This is a genomic window from Nocardioides speluncae, from assembly GCF_003121585.1.
Classification (GTDB): Bacteria; Actinomycetota; Actinomycetes; order Propionibacteriales; family Nocardioidaceae; genus Nocardioides; species Nocardioides speluncae.
The window spans coordinates 76,116-89,041 of sequence record NZ_QEOO01000018.1; the positions used below are offsets into that span (position 1 = coordinate 76,116).

19 protein-coding genes are annotated in these 12,926 nt (G+C 70.0%); 18 read left to right on the forward strand and 1 reads right to left on the reverse strand.

Annotated features, from left to right (window positions below):
• Nucleotides 1-4: 4 nt before the first annotated feature.
• Nucleotides 5-448 carry a hypothetical protein gene (locus tag DDV73_RS11260; RefSeq protein WP_109507344.1) on the reverse strand — a complete coding sequence of 148 codons (444 nt, stop codon included), beginning with the start codon at nt 446-448 and terminating at the stop codon, nt 5-7.
• 42 nt (nt 449-490) lie between these two features.
• Here DDV73_RS11260 and DDV73_RS11265 point away from each other — a divergent pair, with 42 nt between their 5' ends.
• From DDV73_RS11265 to DDV73_RS11345, 18 genes are all read left to right on the forward strand, one after another.
• Nucleotides 491-1,942 carry a hypothetical protein gene (locus DDV73_RS11265; RefSeq protein WP_109507345.1) on the forward strand — a complete coding sequence of 484 codons (1,452 nt, stop codon included), beginning with the start codon at nt 491-493 and terminating at the stop codon, nt 1,940-1,942.
• A 28-nt stretch (nt 1,943-1,970) separates the two neighbouring features.
• Entirely contained in the window at nt 1,971-3,557 is a 1,587-nt protein-coding gene (locus DDV73_RS11270; protein ID WP_109507346.1) for a hypothetical protein, read from the forward strand.
• A complete protein-coding gene (locus DDV73_RS11275; RefSeq protein WP_109507347.1) occupies nt 3,557-3,772 on the forward strand; it encodes a hypothetical protein in 216 nt (71 codons plus the stop codon). The genes DDV73_RS11270 and DDV73_RS11275 overlap by 1 nt, the downstream gene beginning before the upstream one ends.
• The gene (locus DDV73_RS11280; RefSeq protein WP_109507348.1) at nt 3,756-5,585 is read left to right on the forward strand and encodes a phage minor head protein; all 1,830 of its coding nucleotides are present in this window, start codon (nt 3,756-3,758) and stop codon (nt 5,583-5,585) included. Before DDV73_RS11275 ends, DDV73_RS11280 begins: the two co-directional genes overlap by 17 nt.
• Nucleotides 5,582-5,785 (forward strand): hypothetical protein, encoded by a 204-nt coding sequence (locus DDV73_RS27910; RefSeq protein ID WP_154402724.1) that lies wholly within the window; start codon nt 5,582-5,584, stop codon nt 5,783-5,785. The genes DDV73_RS11280 and DDV73_RS27910 overlap by 4 nt, the downstream gene beginning before the upstream one ends.
• Nucleotides 5,786-5,965: 180 nt before the next feature.
• On the forward strand, nt 5,966-7,195 hold the full coding sequence (locus DDV73_RS27915; RefSeq protein WP_154402725.1) for a hypothetical protein: 1,230 nt from the start codon (nt 5,966-5,968) through the stop codon (nt 7,193-7,195).
• A 6-nt stretch (nt 7,196-7,201) separates the two neighbouring features.
• Nucleotides 7,202-7,579: a DUF2190 family protein gene (locus DDV73_RS11290; protein ID WP_109507349.1), complete on the forward strand. Its 378-nt coding sequence runs from the start codon at nt 7,202-7,204 to the stop codon at nt 7,577-7,579.
• 19 nt (nt 7,580-7,598) lie between these two features.
• On the forward strand, nt 7,599-8,759 hold the full coding sequence (locus tag DDV73_RS11295; RefSeq protein ID WP_109507350.1) for a phage major capsid protein: 1,161 nt from the start codon (nt 7,599-7,601) through the stop codon (nt 8,757-8,759).
• A gap of 6 nt (nt 8,760-8,765) precedes the next feature.
• On the forward strand, nt 8,766-8,966 hold the full coding sequence (locus DDV73_RS11300; protein ID WP_109507351.1) for a hypothetical protein: 201 nt from the start codon (nt 8,766-8,768) through the stop codon (nt 8,964-8,966).
• 83 nt (nt 8,967-9,049) lie between these two features.
• Nucleotides 9,050-9,397 (forward strand): hypothetical protein, encoded by a 348-nt coding sequence (locus DDV73_RS11305; RefSeq protein WP_109507352.1) that lies wholly within the window; start codon nt 9,050-9,052, stop codon nt 9,395-9,397.
• A complete protein-coding gene (locus DDV73_RS11310) occupies nt 9,397-9,840 on the forward strand; it encodes a DUF6093 family protein (RefSeq protein ID WP_109507353.1) in 444 nt (147 codons plus the stop codon). The genes DDV73_RS11305 and DDV73_RS11310 overlap by 1 nt, the downstream gene beginning before the upstream one ends.
• 19 nt (nt 9,841-9,859) lie before the next feature.
• Complete coding sequence (locus tag DDV73_RS11315) at nt 9,860-10,204, forward strand: HK97-gp10 family putative phage morphogenesis protein (protein ID WP_206050820.1); 345 nt, start codon at nt 9,860-9,862, stop codon at nt 10,202-10,204.
• Nucleotides 10,204-10,662, forward strand: a complete 459-nt coding sequence (locus DDV73_RS11320; RefSeq protein WP_154402727.1) for a hypothetical protein — start codon at nt 10,204-10,206, stop codon at nt 10,660-10,662. Before DDV73_RS11315 ends, DDV73_RS11320 begins: the two co-directional genes overlap by 1 nt.
• Nucleotides 10,663-10,673: 11 nt before the next feature.
• Entirely contained in the window at nt 10,674-11,006 is a 333-nt protein-coding gene (locus DDV73_RS11325) for a hypothetical protein (protein ID WP_109507355.1), read from the forward strand.
• Nucleotides 11,006-11,299 carry a hypothetical protein gene (locus DDV73_RS11330; protein ID WP_109507356.1) on the forward strand — a complete coding sequence of 98 codons (294 nt, stop codon included), beginning with the start codon at nt 11,006-11,008 and terminating at the stop codon, nt 11,297-11,299. Before DDV73_RS11325 ends, DDV73_RS11330 begins: the two co-directional genes overlap by 1 nt.
• Nucleotides 11,300-11,302: 3 nt before the next feature.
• Nucleotides 11,303-11,806, forward strand: coding sequence for a phage tail tube protein (locus tag DDV73_RS11335; protein ID WP_109507357.1), 504 nt, complete (start codon nt 11,303-11,305; stop codon nt 11,804-11,806).
• 107 nt (nt 11,807-11,913) lie between these two features.
• Nucleotides 11,914-12,531: a hypothetical protein gene (locus DDV73_RS11340; protein WP_109507358.1), complete on the forward strand. Its 618-nt coding sequence runs from the start codon at nt 11,914-11,916 to the stop codon at nt 12,529-12,531.
• Nucleotides 12,532-12,668: 137 nt separating this feature from the next.
• Nucleotides 12,669-12,926, forward strand: a complete 258-nt coding sequence (locus DDV73_RS11345) for a hypothetical protein (protein ID WP_109507359.1) — start codon at nt 12,669-12,671, stop codon at nt 12,924-12,926.

Below are 12,926 nucleotides of genomic sequence, written 5' to 3' on the forward strand. Positions count from 1 at the left end.
CCTACTACTTGACGACTCCGAGAGACCAGCCATCGACCGACTGCAGGCGGCCACGCCAGAACATTCCGCCCTGTGCGGGGACGAAGCTACCGCCGACGACGTATCGGGCATTCACCAAGTGCACGTAGCGTTCCACGAACACTTCGCCCTCGGCGTCGCGCTCGCCATCAGCCGGCCGCCGCAGCCCTTCACGCAGCTGCGCGGCGATCTCACCGACCGCCTTATCAAGGTCGGCGAACTGCCTGTGCTGCTGATCGAGCCAGGTGTTCCGCCCAACCAAGTCCCCGGTCACCAGGCTGCCACTGACGCTGAGGGTCACAGTCAGGCTGGCTCCGTCGTGCCGCTGCATCAGGTTTGCTAGCGCGCTGAGCCCGGCGTCTGCTGTGAGTTCGACGCCGGTGGGTTCGGTGTCGATCGGAGTCAGGGTCAGAGACTCGCTGGTTTCCATGTTCCGACCCTAGTGGTCGTGCGTCGAGGTCGGAGGCGGAACGTGACGATCACTGACCCCTTCGAGTACGCCGCACGCCAGTTCGAACCCCTCCGACCCGACCCGCACCTCACCGACCCCGCCGGCTGGATCCGCGACCGCCTCGGTGAACACCCCTGGTCCAAGCAACGCGACATCGCCGCGTCCATCGTCGAGCACAGGCGCACCGCCGTCCGGTCCTGCCACGACTCCGGGAAGTCCTACATCGCCTCCCGGATCGCTGACTGGTGGATCGATACCCACCCGCCCGGCGAAGCGTTCGTCGTGTCCACCGCGCCGACCTACAAGCAGGTCCACGCGATCCTGTGGGAAGAGATCCGCGCCGCCGCGAAGCGCGCAGCCGCCAACGGCAACCCGCTGCCTGGCCGGGTCCTGCAGTCCGACGAGTGGAAGCTCGACGACGGCACCCTGGTCGGGTTCGGCCGCAAGCCCGCCGACACCGACGAGCACGGCTTCCAAGGCATCCACCGCCGCTTCGTCCTGGTCATCATCGACGAGGCGTGCGGCGTACCCGAGCAGCTGTGGACCGCGGTCGAGGCGATCACCACCAACGCCGACTGCCGGATCCTCGCGATCGGGAACCCTGACGACCCGAACACCGAGTTCGGGAAGGTCTGCAAACCCGGGTCGGGGTGGAACGTGATCGGGATCTCCGCGTTCGATACCCCGAACTTCACCGACGAGCTGGTGCCCGAAGTGTTGCGGCCGCTGCTGCTGTCCGAGGAGTGGGTGGAGGACAAGAAGCGGCGGTGGGGCGAGGAGTCCCCGCGGTACATCTCAAAGGTCCTCGGGGAGTTCCCCGACGTCGGCGACGACACCCTGATCCCGCCGTCGTGGATCGAGGCCGCCCAGCAGCGGTCGCTACAGCCGACCGAGGATCAGCGGCTCGGTGTGGACGTCGCCCGGTTCGGCACCGACCAGACCATCGTGGTCCAGACGGCCGGCCCGGTCGCCCGGATCGTCGGCAGTTGGTCGAAGCAGGCCACCACCGAGACGACCGGCAGGGTCGTGGAGATCGCCCGGGCCATGGTCGCGTCGTATGTGATCCACGTCGACGGCGTCGGTGTAGGCGGTGGCGTGGTCGACCAGTTGATAGCGCTCGGCTGGCCCGCCCTCGACCTGCAGGCCGGCGCCGCGGCGGCCGACAACGAGCGGTTCGCGAACGCCCGCGCGGAGTGGTACTGGGGGTTGCGGGAGCGGTTCGAGGACGGCGACATCGACCTGGACCCGGACGACGACGAGCTCGCGGCGCAGCTGGGGTCGATGAAGTACAAGTTCACCGCGCGTGGCCAGATCCAGATCGAGTCGAAGGACGACATGCGGAAGCGGGGGCTGCCGTCGCCGGACCGCGCGGACGGGCTGATGCTCGCGTTCGCGCACGTCGCGCCGGACCAGGTCGTGACCGCTGAGGATCTCGAGCCCGAGCTCGCCGACTACTCGATCAGCCCCTACTGACATCAACGACGATTCGAGGCGGTGGACTGTGGGACTGCTCGACCGCATCACCGGCGCCAACCGACTCGTAGAGTCCACGCACCAGATCACCGAGCAGCTCCACACCCAGTCGGTGTCTGAGGAGCTCGGCCAGGCGAACGACACCATCGAGCTCCTGCAGGAGTCGATGGCCGAGCTCGAGCTGGCCCTGGAGGACCAGGACTGGCGTCGCATGGCGGCGTACGCCGAGCAGGAGTTCACCCGCGTCGGGCTGCACCGGATCTCGGTGCTGGCCCGGATCATGTCGGTGGCGAACCCGCTGGTGAAGCGGGGCCTGTCGCTGCGGACCGGGTACGTGTGGGGCGGCGGGGTGTCGATCGCCGCGCGTGCGGTCGGCGACGACGGCGACCAGGACGTCAACGCCGTCGTGCAGGGGTTCCTCGACGACCCGGCGAACCGGAAGGTCCTCACAGGCCCCGGTGCCCGGGAGCGGAACGAACGGACCCTCGGCACGGACGGGAACCTGCTGTTCGCGTGCTTCACCGAGCGGCTCTCCGGTGGGGTGCAGGTCCGGCCGCTGCCGTTCGACCAGGTGACCGACGTGCTGTGCAACCCGCAGGACGCCTCGGAGGCGTGGTACTACAAGCGCGAGTACGTCGAGGACGGGCAGACCCTCACCACGTACTACCCGGACATCGCCTACCGCCCGAGGGGCGCGCGGCCGGTCAGGGTCAACGGCGTGCCGGTGATGTGGGACGCCCCGGTCATCCACCTGAAGGTCAACGACCTGCAGGGCTGGAAGTTCGGGCTCGGCGACGCGTACGCCGTGCTGCCGTGGGCGCGGGCCTATAAGGACTTCCTGACCGACTGGGCGCTGCTCACCAAGTCGCTGGCGAAGTTCGCGTGGCGGGCGACCGGCGACACCAAGTCGCGGGCGTCGCGGGCGGTCACCGCGATCAAGGGCGCGGCCGAGGCGCTGCGTGCACCGCTGACCTCGGAGCCCGCTGGGCAGGTCGCCGCGATGGGGCCGGGCCACAGCCTAGAGGCGATCCCGAAGTCGGGCGCCACCATCGACGCCGAGTCCGGGAAGCCGCTCGCCGGGATGGTCGCTGCCGGCCTCGACGTGCCGGTCACGATGCTGCTCACCGACCCCGGCACCACCGGTGCCCGTGCGGTCGCCGAGACGCTGGACCAGCCGACCGAGAACATGGCGCGGATGCGCCGCGACGTGCACCAGGACTTTCTGACCCAGCTGCTCGGGTACGTGATCGACCAGGCGGTGATCGCGCCGGCCGGGCCACTGAAGGGCACCGTCGGGTGGGATCCCTGGGGGCGGCAGCAGATCACGCTGGCCTCCGACACCGACCGGACCGTGGACTTCACGTGGCCGGACCTGACCGAGGACTCGGTGCTGGAACGCGTGTCCGCGATCGTGGACGCCGACAGCACCGCGAAGATGCCGGCGACCACCACGATGCGGCTGCTGCTCGAGGTCCTCGGTGTGCGCGACGTCGACGAGCTCATCGAGGAGAACACCGACGCCGAGGGGAACTGGGTCGACCCGAACGCGGACGCCGGCGACGAGGCCGTCCGGTCGCACCGCCGCGGCGAGGATCCGGCAGCGCTGGTGCGCTGATGGCTGCGATGCACCGGACGGTCCATGTCCGGACCGAACAGGTTGACCACGAGCACGGCCACTGGTGCAACGACTGCATGCTCAGCACCGGGCTCCGCTGGTGGGACGTCCTGATCATCGGCGGCCGCTGGATCTTCCGCACCATCTGGTGGTGTCACGAGTGCGGCGGCCGGAACATCACGCCGGCGGCCGACGGCGATGCCTACCACTGCTGAGACCCTCCGCCTCGAGTGGCAACTCCGCGCCGAGCTCGCCGGCGTACTCGACTCCCAGACCCGGGACCTGGTCCGAGCGTGGGCGGTCGCGTGGGACGAGGTCGCACCTGACCTGCACCAGGCGATCCTGCTGCTCGCGCAAGACGCCGAGGGCGGCCGGATCCGCCGCGGCACCCTCGCGCGGAACCGGCTGCTCCGGGCCGCGCTGACCACCATCGGGGACCAGCTGCAGGACCTCGCAGCCCGGTCGGGTGTGCGGATCAACGCCGACGTCGGCGACGTCGTCGACCAGGCCGGCCGCACGCAGGCGCTGATCATCGCGTCGATGCTGCCGCCGAACCGGCCCATGATCGACCTCGGCTCCTGGTCGCGGATCCACCCGCTGCGAGTCGAGGCGATGGTGCGGCGCACGACGCAGCAGATCACCGCCTCCCACATCCCGCTCGCCCCGCAGGCATCCGCAGCGGTACGCCGCGAGCTGGTCCGTGGCATCAGCGTGGGGTCGAACCCGCGGCACACCGCCGACCGGATCGTCGCCCGGGCGGAGCGGCCGTTCAACGGTGGCCTGAGCCGGGCGCTGACGATCTCCCGGACCGAGACCCTCGACGCACACCGGGCTGCCGCCCAGCTCGGCCAGTCGCAGCACGCCAGCGTGCTGACCGGGTGGGTGTGGCTGACAAACCTGGACCCTCGTACCTGCCGTGCGTGCATCGGGATGCACGGCACCATGTTCCCGCTCGACGCGCCCGGCCCCGAGGGGCACCAGCAGTGCCGCTGCGCACGGTCCCCGCAGACCCGGTCGTGGGCGGACCTCGGGATCGACCTTCCCGAGCTCGACGTCATGCCGGACGCAGACGCCTGGTTCGCTCGGCTGCCGGAGCGAGAGCAGCGCGACATCCTCGGCGACGACGGGTACGACGCCTGGCGGGCCGGGGACTTCCCGCGCGAGCAGTGGGCGGAGCTGCGGGACAACCCGAAGTGGCGGCAGTCGTACGTCGCAGCCAAGCCACCACCTCGTGGCGCGGGCGGACAGAGCGGTGGCGGGGGTATGCCGCCCCCGGCCGCGCCCCCGACTGGCCCGGACCCGGAGCCGTGGGAGTTCGGGCCAGTCCTCGGTACGCCGGAACAACAGGCCTACGTCCACGGCGGCGAACCACTGCCACCGAGCCGCGACGAGCGAGGCCTGCCGCGACTCCGGGACGAGGACAACGCGAACCACTTCCACACCTACATCCCCGACGCGGACGCCCGCGCGACCGCGCTACTGCAGTACCTCGGGGAGACCCAACGGCTGGTCAAGCAGACCGCCCGCGACCTCGCCGCCGGCGAACCCCGGTCCGACGCGGACGAGCTGCTGCTCGACGCGATGATCGAGGGGCTCGCCGAGCTCCCCGAGACCGGCGTCACCGACACGACGTACACCAGGGCCGACCTGGCCACCGACATCGACGCAGCCGCCCGGTGGCTGCTCGCCCAGCCGGTCCAGTCGGTCGGCACGGTCTGGCGGGGCCTCAACGTTGACGGCGTCGATCTGCTCGCTCCCGACTTCGCCGAGCAGGTGGTCGCTGCCGTGCGGCTCGCCGGCTGGTCGTACGCGTCGACCTCGCCAGACTTCGACACCGCCTCGCGGTACGCCGCCCGTGGCGCCGGCGCGGTGGTGATCATCGAGCTCAACGGCGCGTCCGGGATCGTGCTCGACTCGGTCGGCCGGATGTCGGTGGCACCGGAAGTTCTGGTCTCCGGGTCGGTGACCTCGGCGGCATACACTCAAGTCGGGACAGTCATCGTGATCCAGGGAAGGTGGGCGCCGTGAGCAGTCCGTTCGCGCTACCCCCTGGACCGGAGCGCCGGGCAGCGATGCGGGAGCACCCGCTGGAGTTCAACATCGGCCCCGACGACTACACCGAAGACGAGCTCGCGGCCATGAAGGACGAGGGCGACGAGCTCAGGGCCGCGCTTGAGGGCGCGTCCTTCACTCGGATCAGTCCCGAATCTCCGGGAGCTCCGGCCTAACGCCCTGCCCGCCGGGCTCGTAGGCAACGGCGCCGCATCGCCTGCAGGTCGACACGACGTCCGCGCCCTCCGCGGTCAGATTCAGCTCCTCGACTAGCCACTCGTGCTCACCGCACGCAGGGGGCCGGTCCGCTGCGCCACTCACCCCATCACGCTACCCCGCGACCGGGAGGTACGACCATGCCCAACGGGCCGAAGGAACTGCGGGAGACCGCCGTCATCAGCGAGGCCGCAGCGGCCGCAGCGAAGACGTCCGGGCGGATGCTCGTGCAGCTGATCTCCCCCGGCTGGGGATCGTCTGGCTACTACGCGCCTAAGGTCCTCGCCGAGGCCGCAAAGAACCGGATCATCCCGGCCGGCACCCACATGTACGCCGACCACCCCACCGAGGTCGACGTGCAGCTCCGGCCGGAGCGGTCCATCCGCGACCTGATGGGCGTGACCACCACAGACGCCCGCCTCTCTGCTGATGGCGCGCTGGTCGCCGAGGTGCGGGTCGCCGCGCCGTACCGCGAGTTCGTCAGCGACATCGTGGAGTCGATCGGGGTGTCCATCCGCGGGGACGCCACCGACATCACCGAGGGCGAGGCCGAGGGCCGCCGCGGCCGGATCATCGAGGGCCTAGCGCACGTCCAGTCGGTCGACTTCGTGACCCGCGCTGGCCGTGGCGGGAAGGTCCTCGCCGTTCTCGAAGCCGCGCGGACGATCGCGGAGGCCCGCGGCCAGATCACCGAAAACGTCCCGGTCAACCCGGCCGGGCAGTCCACACCCAAGGAGAACACCATGGGCAACATCCAGATCGAGGAGGGCGAGCACAAGGCCCTCGTCGAGAAGGCCGGCCGGGTGGACACGCTCGAGTCGGAGCGTGACACCCAGAAGGCCCGCGCCGACAAGGCGGAGGCCGCGCTCGCCGAGGCGACCAAGGCCACCGAGGAGGCGGCCAAGACCGCTGAGGAGGCCAAGAAGGTCGCCGAGGCCGCCGGCAAGCCGCGCACCCCGCGGGAGCTGCTCGGCGACGAGGTCGCCTCGATGCGCCGCGAGCTCGCCGAGGTCAAGGCCCGCGATGCCGCCCGCGACATCGTCACGGCCGTCCTCGCCGAGTCGTACGTCGCTGACGAGACCCGCGCCCGCCTGGCCGCCGAGCTCATCCACAACGTGCCGCTGACTGAGGCCGGTGCGCTCGACGAGAACGAGCTGCAGCGCCTCGCCGAGAACGCACGCGACGTCGCCGAGACCGAGACCGCCGCGGTCCTCAAGGCTGCCGGGATCGGCACGCCGCGCGGACTCGGCGCACTCACGGCCCCGGTCGCGGAGGCCGCGGCCGAGAAGGACTCCGCCGACCTGGTGGAGAAGTTCCAGGCGCTCGGGCTGTCCGAGTCCGCCGCCAAGACCGCCGCGAAGGGGCGCTGATCCACCATGGCAAAGAACCGCGAGTACGAGCGCGGGACTCAGATCCCGCTCAACGTGTCGGCCGTCAACGGCTCCGGCGTCGGCGACCTGGTCAAGTCCGGCGACCCGGGCGCTGTCGGGCAGCTCCCGTTCGTGGCCCTCATCGACGAGGGCACCGATGGCATCGCCACCTGCCAGACCGACGGTGTGTTCCGCCTGGCCGTGTTCGGCCACGACGGCACTGCCAACGCCGCGATCGCGGTCGGCGACCTCGTCGTGTGGGACAACACCGGCGGGACGCTGGAGAAGACCCCCGGGTCGGCCAGCTCGGTCCGGTTCGGCTACGCCCTCGGGGCGGTCGCCAGCGGTGCCACCACCACCATCCCCGTCAAGCTCGGCTACTGAGTCCAAGGAGACCCACATCATGAGCGAGTTCCTGGAGCTCCTGGAGACCATCCGGTCCGAGGACGCCAGCACACAGCGGCTGTTCGGTGACGCCGGCCGCGGCATCCGCAGCATGCGGAAGGACGACCCCCGCTACCAGCGGTCCCTCAACGAGGCGATCACCCTGGTCGAGGGCGTCGTGTCCGGCCGCGTCCCGATGCACCGACTGCAGGAGGCGATGTCCACCTCGGACTTCCCGCTGCTGTTCGGCGACATCCTCGACCGGTCGATGCTCGGCACCTACAACGAGTGGCCCTCGATCTGGCGCAAGCTGGCCAAGAAGGGCACGGTCCGCGACTTCCGCACGGTGAAGAAGTTCTTCACCGACGGCGCCGAGGCGATCCTGCCGGCGGTCAAGCAGGGCAGCGAGTACAAGGAAGCCGCTCTGTCCGAGGGCAAGTACGAGTACTCGGTCGGCAAGTACGGCCGCCGCCTCGGCTTCCTCTGGGAGGCCATGATCAACGACGACCTCGACGCCCTGCGGGACGCCCCGCAGCGACTGGCCAAGGCCGCCCGCATGTCGGAGGAGCGGTTCGCCACCGAGCTGTACGCCGACGGTACCGGCCCAGATGCCGCGTTCTTCTCGGTGGGCAACAACAACCGGCTCACGGCCAACCCGCTGACCGTGGCGGGCCTCCAGACGGGCATCACCCGGCTGAAGGGTTTCAAGGACGTCGATGGCAACCCGATCTTCACCGGTCTGGTCCGCCTCGAGGTACCGCCGGCCCTGGAGATCACGGCGAAGAACATCATCAACGCCACCGAGATCCGCGTCGCGGCCGGTTCCGGATCGGCCACCACCGACCAGCTGGTCGCGAAGAACTGGATGGACAACGAGGTCGTCGAGCTCGTCGTCAACCCGTGGCTGCCGATCGTCGACGAGAGCGCGAACAAGGACAACACCTGGTACCTGTTCGCCGACCCGGACGTCGGCCGCCCGGCCATGGAGGTCGGCTTCCTCCGTGGCCACGAGTCGCCGCAGCTGTTCATGAAGGCGCCGAACGCGATCCGGATCGGTGGCGGCATGGTCGGCGCCGAGGAGGGCTCGTTCGAGACCGACGGCCTCGACTACAAGGTGCGGCACGTGTTCGGAGGCTCCCTGATGGAGCCGAAGGCCGCGCTCGCGTCGATCGGGGCGTGACCGGAGATGGCTCGCTACTACCTGCCCCCGACGGTCGTGGAGAAGCCCGTGCGGGCGCCGCGAAAGGCCGCTGCGCCGAGCAAGGACAAGGGCAAGGACGCCGACAAGGGCACGGACCCGAAAGTCGACCTCGAGAAGCCGGACGCCACCGGCTCCGGCGAGCCGGCCAAGCCGCCCGCCAAGAAGGCCGCGTCCCCGGCCAAGTGAAGCCGGTGAACGGGGTGGGCGACGTCAGCGCCCACCCCGTCCGCCACACACCGTCTGACCACCATGTCTGATCGGAGGCCCTGATGGCGTACGACCCGACCACACCCGCCGGTCAGGTGCGGCTCCTGATCAACGACACCGACGACAGCGACCCGGTGTTCTCCGACGAGGACATCACCGCGTTCCTCACGCTCGAAGGCGACCGGGTGAAGCGGGCCGCCGCGCAGGCGATCGACACGATCGCCGACGACGAGGTCCTCACCTCCAAGGTCATCAGGGACCACAACCTCTCCACGAACGGCGCAGCCGTCGCCAAGGAGCTCAAGGAGCGCGCGAAGTCGCTTCGTGAGCAGGCCGACGAGGACGACGAATCGGTCTTCGAGATCATCGACCTCGTCGGGAACGACTTCCCCTCGACGGCGTGGTTTTGATGCGGCGCCACCACACGGGGTCCGGGAAGCGCCGCGTGATCCCGGCCGACTGGCAGCACCACCACGCCCCCACGATCGAGGCCACCCTCGCGTCCACCGTGGCCATCGGCCCGGCCGCCGGCACACCCGCCTGGAACCCGGCCACCAAGCAGACCGAGACCGCCGCTGTGCCGCCGGTCTACGACGGCCCCGCAGCCGTGCAGGCGGTCGCAGCGGGGCTCGGCGGCAACACCTCCAAGCGGGTCGCCGAGGAGCTCGTCCCGCACCGCAGCTACGAGGTCACCCTGCCGTGGGACGCGACCACCGAGGTCACCACCGACCACGTCGTCACGGTCACCGCTGACGAGGACCCGGACATGGTCGGGCGGCGGTTCACGATCAACACCATCGAGCGCGGCACGCGCCGGTTCTCCCGCGTCCTTCAGGCGACGCTCATCTACTAGCCCCGAAGGGCGGTGCGTCGTGTTCACGATCGACCTGTCCGAGGTTCACGCGCTGGCCGGGCACATGCTCGCCCACGCCGAGCAGACCGAGCCGATTGCCGAGCAGATCGTCGGGAAGGTGGCCTTCGACATCGAGGCCGCCGCGAAGGTCCTGGTGCCGGTCGACACCGGCAACCTGAAGAACTCGATCGCCGCCGATCTGAACGGCCTGGAAGCCACGGTCACCGCGGACACCGAGTACGCCGACTACGTCGAGTTCGGCACCTCCAGGATGGCGGCCCAGCCGTACATGGGCCCCGCGTTCGACCTGCGCAGCCCGGACCTCGAGTCCGCGCTGGCCCAACTCGGGGAGCAGTGCATCTGATGCCGATCTCGCGTGAGGAACTGTACGCCGCGGCCGTGGACCGGGTGACGCTGCTGCCCGGGATCACGGTCTACCAGGGCGAGGTCCCGGCACAGCCGCCGGTCACCCTCGACAGCGGCGGCGAACCAGACCCGGCTGGCCGGGTCGCGCCATACGCCGTGCTCTACGGGTCCGCCGGCGCCCCCACTGCTGGAGGTGCGTCGCTCAACGACTGCGGTGACCACCTCGACTGGACCCTGCCGGTCACGGTCGCCGCGGGCTACCAGCGGGACCTCCTGGACGCCATCGACCTGGTCCACAACCAGCTGTACCGCTGGCACCCGACCGGGCTGACCGGGTTCGTCACCGACGGGTTCCGGCCTGTCCCCGGGTTCAACCCGAGCACTCGGCGCGACGACGACGTCGACCCGCCGCGGCACTTCCTGCCCCTGCTGTACCGGCTCATCGCCACCACCTGAGGAGAACCATCATGGCAACACTCGCCTACCGCCAGGCCAAGATCGGCGGCACCAACCTCGTCCTGCCGGCAGCGTCGGTGGGCGGCGACAAGGTGTCTCCGTCCCAACACGGCGTCGTGCTGTTCCGCAACGGGGACGCCGCGTCGAAGACCGTCACCGTCGCCACACCCGGGGTCGACAAGTACGGCCAGGCCCGCCCGGACATCGCGATCACGGTGCCGGCGAACACGACCGCGGTGATCGGGCCGTTCCCGGCCGACCTCGGCGACACCGTCGGCGACGGCCTGGTGGCGCTGACCTACAGCGCGGTCACCAACTGCACCGTCGACGCGGTGTCGCTCTGATGGCCGGTCGGCTGGTGAAGGTCGTCCACGAGAACGGCCGCGTGGGGTACGTCGCGGAGACGTATCCGCCGCTGGTCGCGGGGCTGCTGCGGGTCGCTCCGTCCGAGGAGGCGGCGATCAACCTGCCTCCCGACGAACAACCCGTGGACCCAGGCGACCCCGAGGACGAGCAGCCCGCCGACGAGCCCAACGACAAGGCCCCGCCCCCTCCCGAACGCCCGGATCCGCTCCCCGACCCGGTCGTACCGGACACACCCACCCGCAAGCGCAACACCAAGTCCAAGGAGGACTGACGCATGCCGAAGATGCTGGCTGACGCCAACGAGAAGCTGGTGTGGGTGCCCGACGGCGGCCTCGCCAACGACCTCGTCCCCACCCCCGCCGAGCTCAACGCCGGCACCGTGCTCGACATGTCGTGCCTGGTCACGAAGGCGAACTACGCGCTCGGTGCCACCGGCGACGAGTCCATCAACGACCCCGCCCTGTGCGCGTCCGGCAACTCGTCCGCGCCGGGCAACACCAACTACGAGGCCGGGATGGACTTCTTCCGGTGGACCATCGTCGCGGAGGACGACGCCTGGACCACGTTCACCCAGAAGGGCATCGCTGGGACTCTGGTCCGCCGGATCGGTCTCCCGTACACGACCGCGTTCGCCGCCGGCCAGGAGGTCGGCGTGTACGGCGCCCTGACCGGCACACCGTTCCTGCTGGTGCCCGACGCCAACGGCGGGTTCCGGAAGTTCCGGCAGAACTTCTTCATCCAGTCCGAGCTCGTCGACGAGCGCGTGACCCTTGCCTAACCCTCCGCCTGACCCAGTCCGGGTGGCGGGCGTCCCTGGTCGAGCGCCCGCCACCCTCTGCCCCACCCCATCGACCAGATCGACCACTTCGACCAAAGGACCCACCCATGAGCGACCACCCCCTCGGCGACATCGACGGCACGAGCGGCACCGACGCACCTTCCCCGGTATCGGAACCGTCGATCGTCGACCAGATCCTCGACCTCGACAAGCTGCTATCGGCCGACGTACGCCGCGCCGAGCGCACCGCACGGTTCTGCACCGCTCCGCACCTCCAGGCCGACATCGAGGCACTCGAGGCCGAGCTGGAGACCCTCACTGACGACCGCGGCAACCCGCTCGACGAAGAGGGCATGAACGACAGCGGTCGCACGGCCACCGGTGTGGCGCTGGAGATCCGCGCGAAGCGGCAGGAGATGGCTGACGCCATGGTGTCGGTGCGGATGAGGCAGCTCGAGCTGGACCAGTGGGAAGCGTTCCTCACCAAGCACCGCGCGACATCCGGTGAGGAGCGGCCGATGGAGTTCTGGTTCGAGCTGATCTCGCTATCCGCCTGCGCTCCGGTGATGACCCAGGACCAGGCCGCTCGCCTGACGAAGAAGTACGGCCGGCCCGTGCTGACCGAGCTGTCCACCAAGGCGTGGCAGGTGAACACCGAGTCAGGTGTCTCGGTCCCAAAATCGTCGCGCTCCTCGGCCGTCCTGAGGCGCGCGGCGCGCGGATAGAGCTCGCCCTCTGCGAGCGGCTGCAGGTCCCCCCGTCGCAGCTTCGGGGCCGGCCGACGATCACCACCTACGAGTACGACGCCGACGGCAAGATCCTCCGCACCGTCACGGCGTCGCCGTGGACCCCTGAGGACCGCGTGCTGATGGTCGCGTGGCGGCTCTACAACGAGTCGCTGTGCCCCGGCTGCGGCCACCCGAAGGCGACCGCCTGGCACCCGGACAACGGCGGCGGCTGGTTCGAGGTGGGTCACCGGGTCGTGTGCCACGCGTGCACCGCAAGGTCCGCGCCGGACAAGGACGGGATCCAGCACGACGTCGAGTACCTCGGCGTGGTGGACACCCGCGACTACGACGCCAAGCCGCTCCCGATCATCGACCCCCCGGAGGAGGAGTGA

Coding starts and splice junctions, on each gene's coding strand:
- DDV73_RS11260 (WP_109507344.1), bottom strand. CDS start 448: ATGGAAACCAGCGAGTCTCTGACCCTGACTCCGATCGACACCGAACCC.
- DDV73_RS11275 (WP_109507347.1), top strand. CDS start 3,557: ATGGCTGCGATGCACCGGACGGTCCATGTCCGGACCGAACAGGTTGAC.
- DDV73_RS11280 (WP_109507348.1), top strand. CDS start 3,756: ATGCCTACCACTGCTGAGACCCTCCGCCTCGAGTGGCAACTCCGCGCC.
- DDV73_RS27915 (WP_154402725.1), top strand. CDS start 5,966: ATGCCCAACGGGCCGAAGGAACTGCGGGAGACCGCCGTCATCAGCGAG.
- DDV73_RS11290 (WP_109507349.1), top strand. CDS start 7,202: ATGGCAAAGAACCGCGAGTACGAGCGCGGGACTCAGATCCCGCTCAAC.
- DDV73_RS11295 (WP_109507350.1), top strand. CDS start 7,599: ATGAGCGAGTTCCTGGAGCTCCTGGAGACCATCCGGTCCGAGGACGCC.
- DDV73_RS11300 (WP_109507351.1), top strand. CDS start 8,766: ATGGCTCGCTACTACCTGCCCCCGACGGTCGTGGAGAAGCCCGTGCGG.
- DDV73_RS11305 (WP_109507352.1), top strand. CDS start 9,050: ATGGCGTACGACCCGACCACACCCGCCGGTCAGGTGCGGCTCCTGATC.
- DDV73_RS11310 (WP_109507353.1), top strand. CDS start 9,397: ATGCGGCGCCACCACACGGGGTCCGGGAAGCGCCGCGTGATCCCGGCC.
- DDV73_RS11320 (WP_154402727.1), top strand. CDS start 10,204: ATGCCGATCTCGCGTGAGGAACTGTACGCCGCGGCCGTGGACCGGGTG.
- DDV73_RS11325 (WP_109507355.1), top strand. CDS start 10,674: ATGGCAACACTCGCCTACCGCCAGGCCAAGATCGGCGGCACCAACCTC.
- DDV73_RS11330 (WP_109507356.1), top strand. CDS start 11,006: ATGGCCGGTCGGCTGGTGAAGGTCGTCCACGAGAACGGCCGCGTGGGG.
- DDV73_RS11335 (WP_109507357.1), top strand. CDS start 11,303: ATGCCGAAGATGCTGGCTGACGCCAACGAGAAGCTGGTGTGGGTGCCC.
- DDV73_RS11340 (WP_109507358.1), top strand. CDS start 11,914: ATGAGCGACCACCCCCTCGGCGACATCGACGGCACGAGCGGCACCGAC.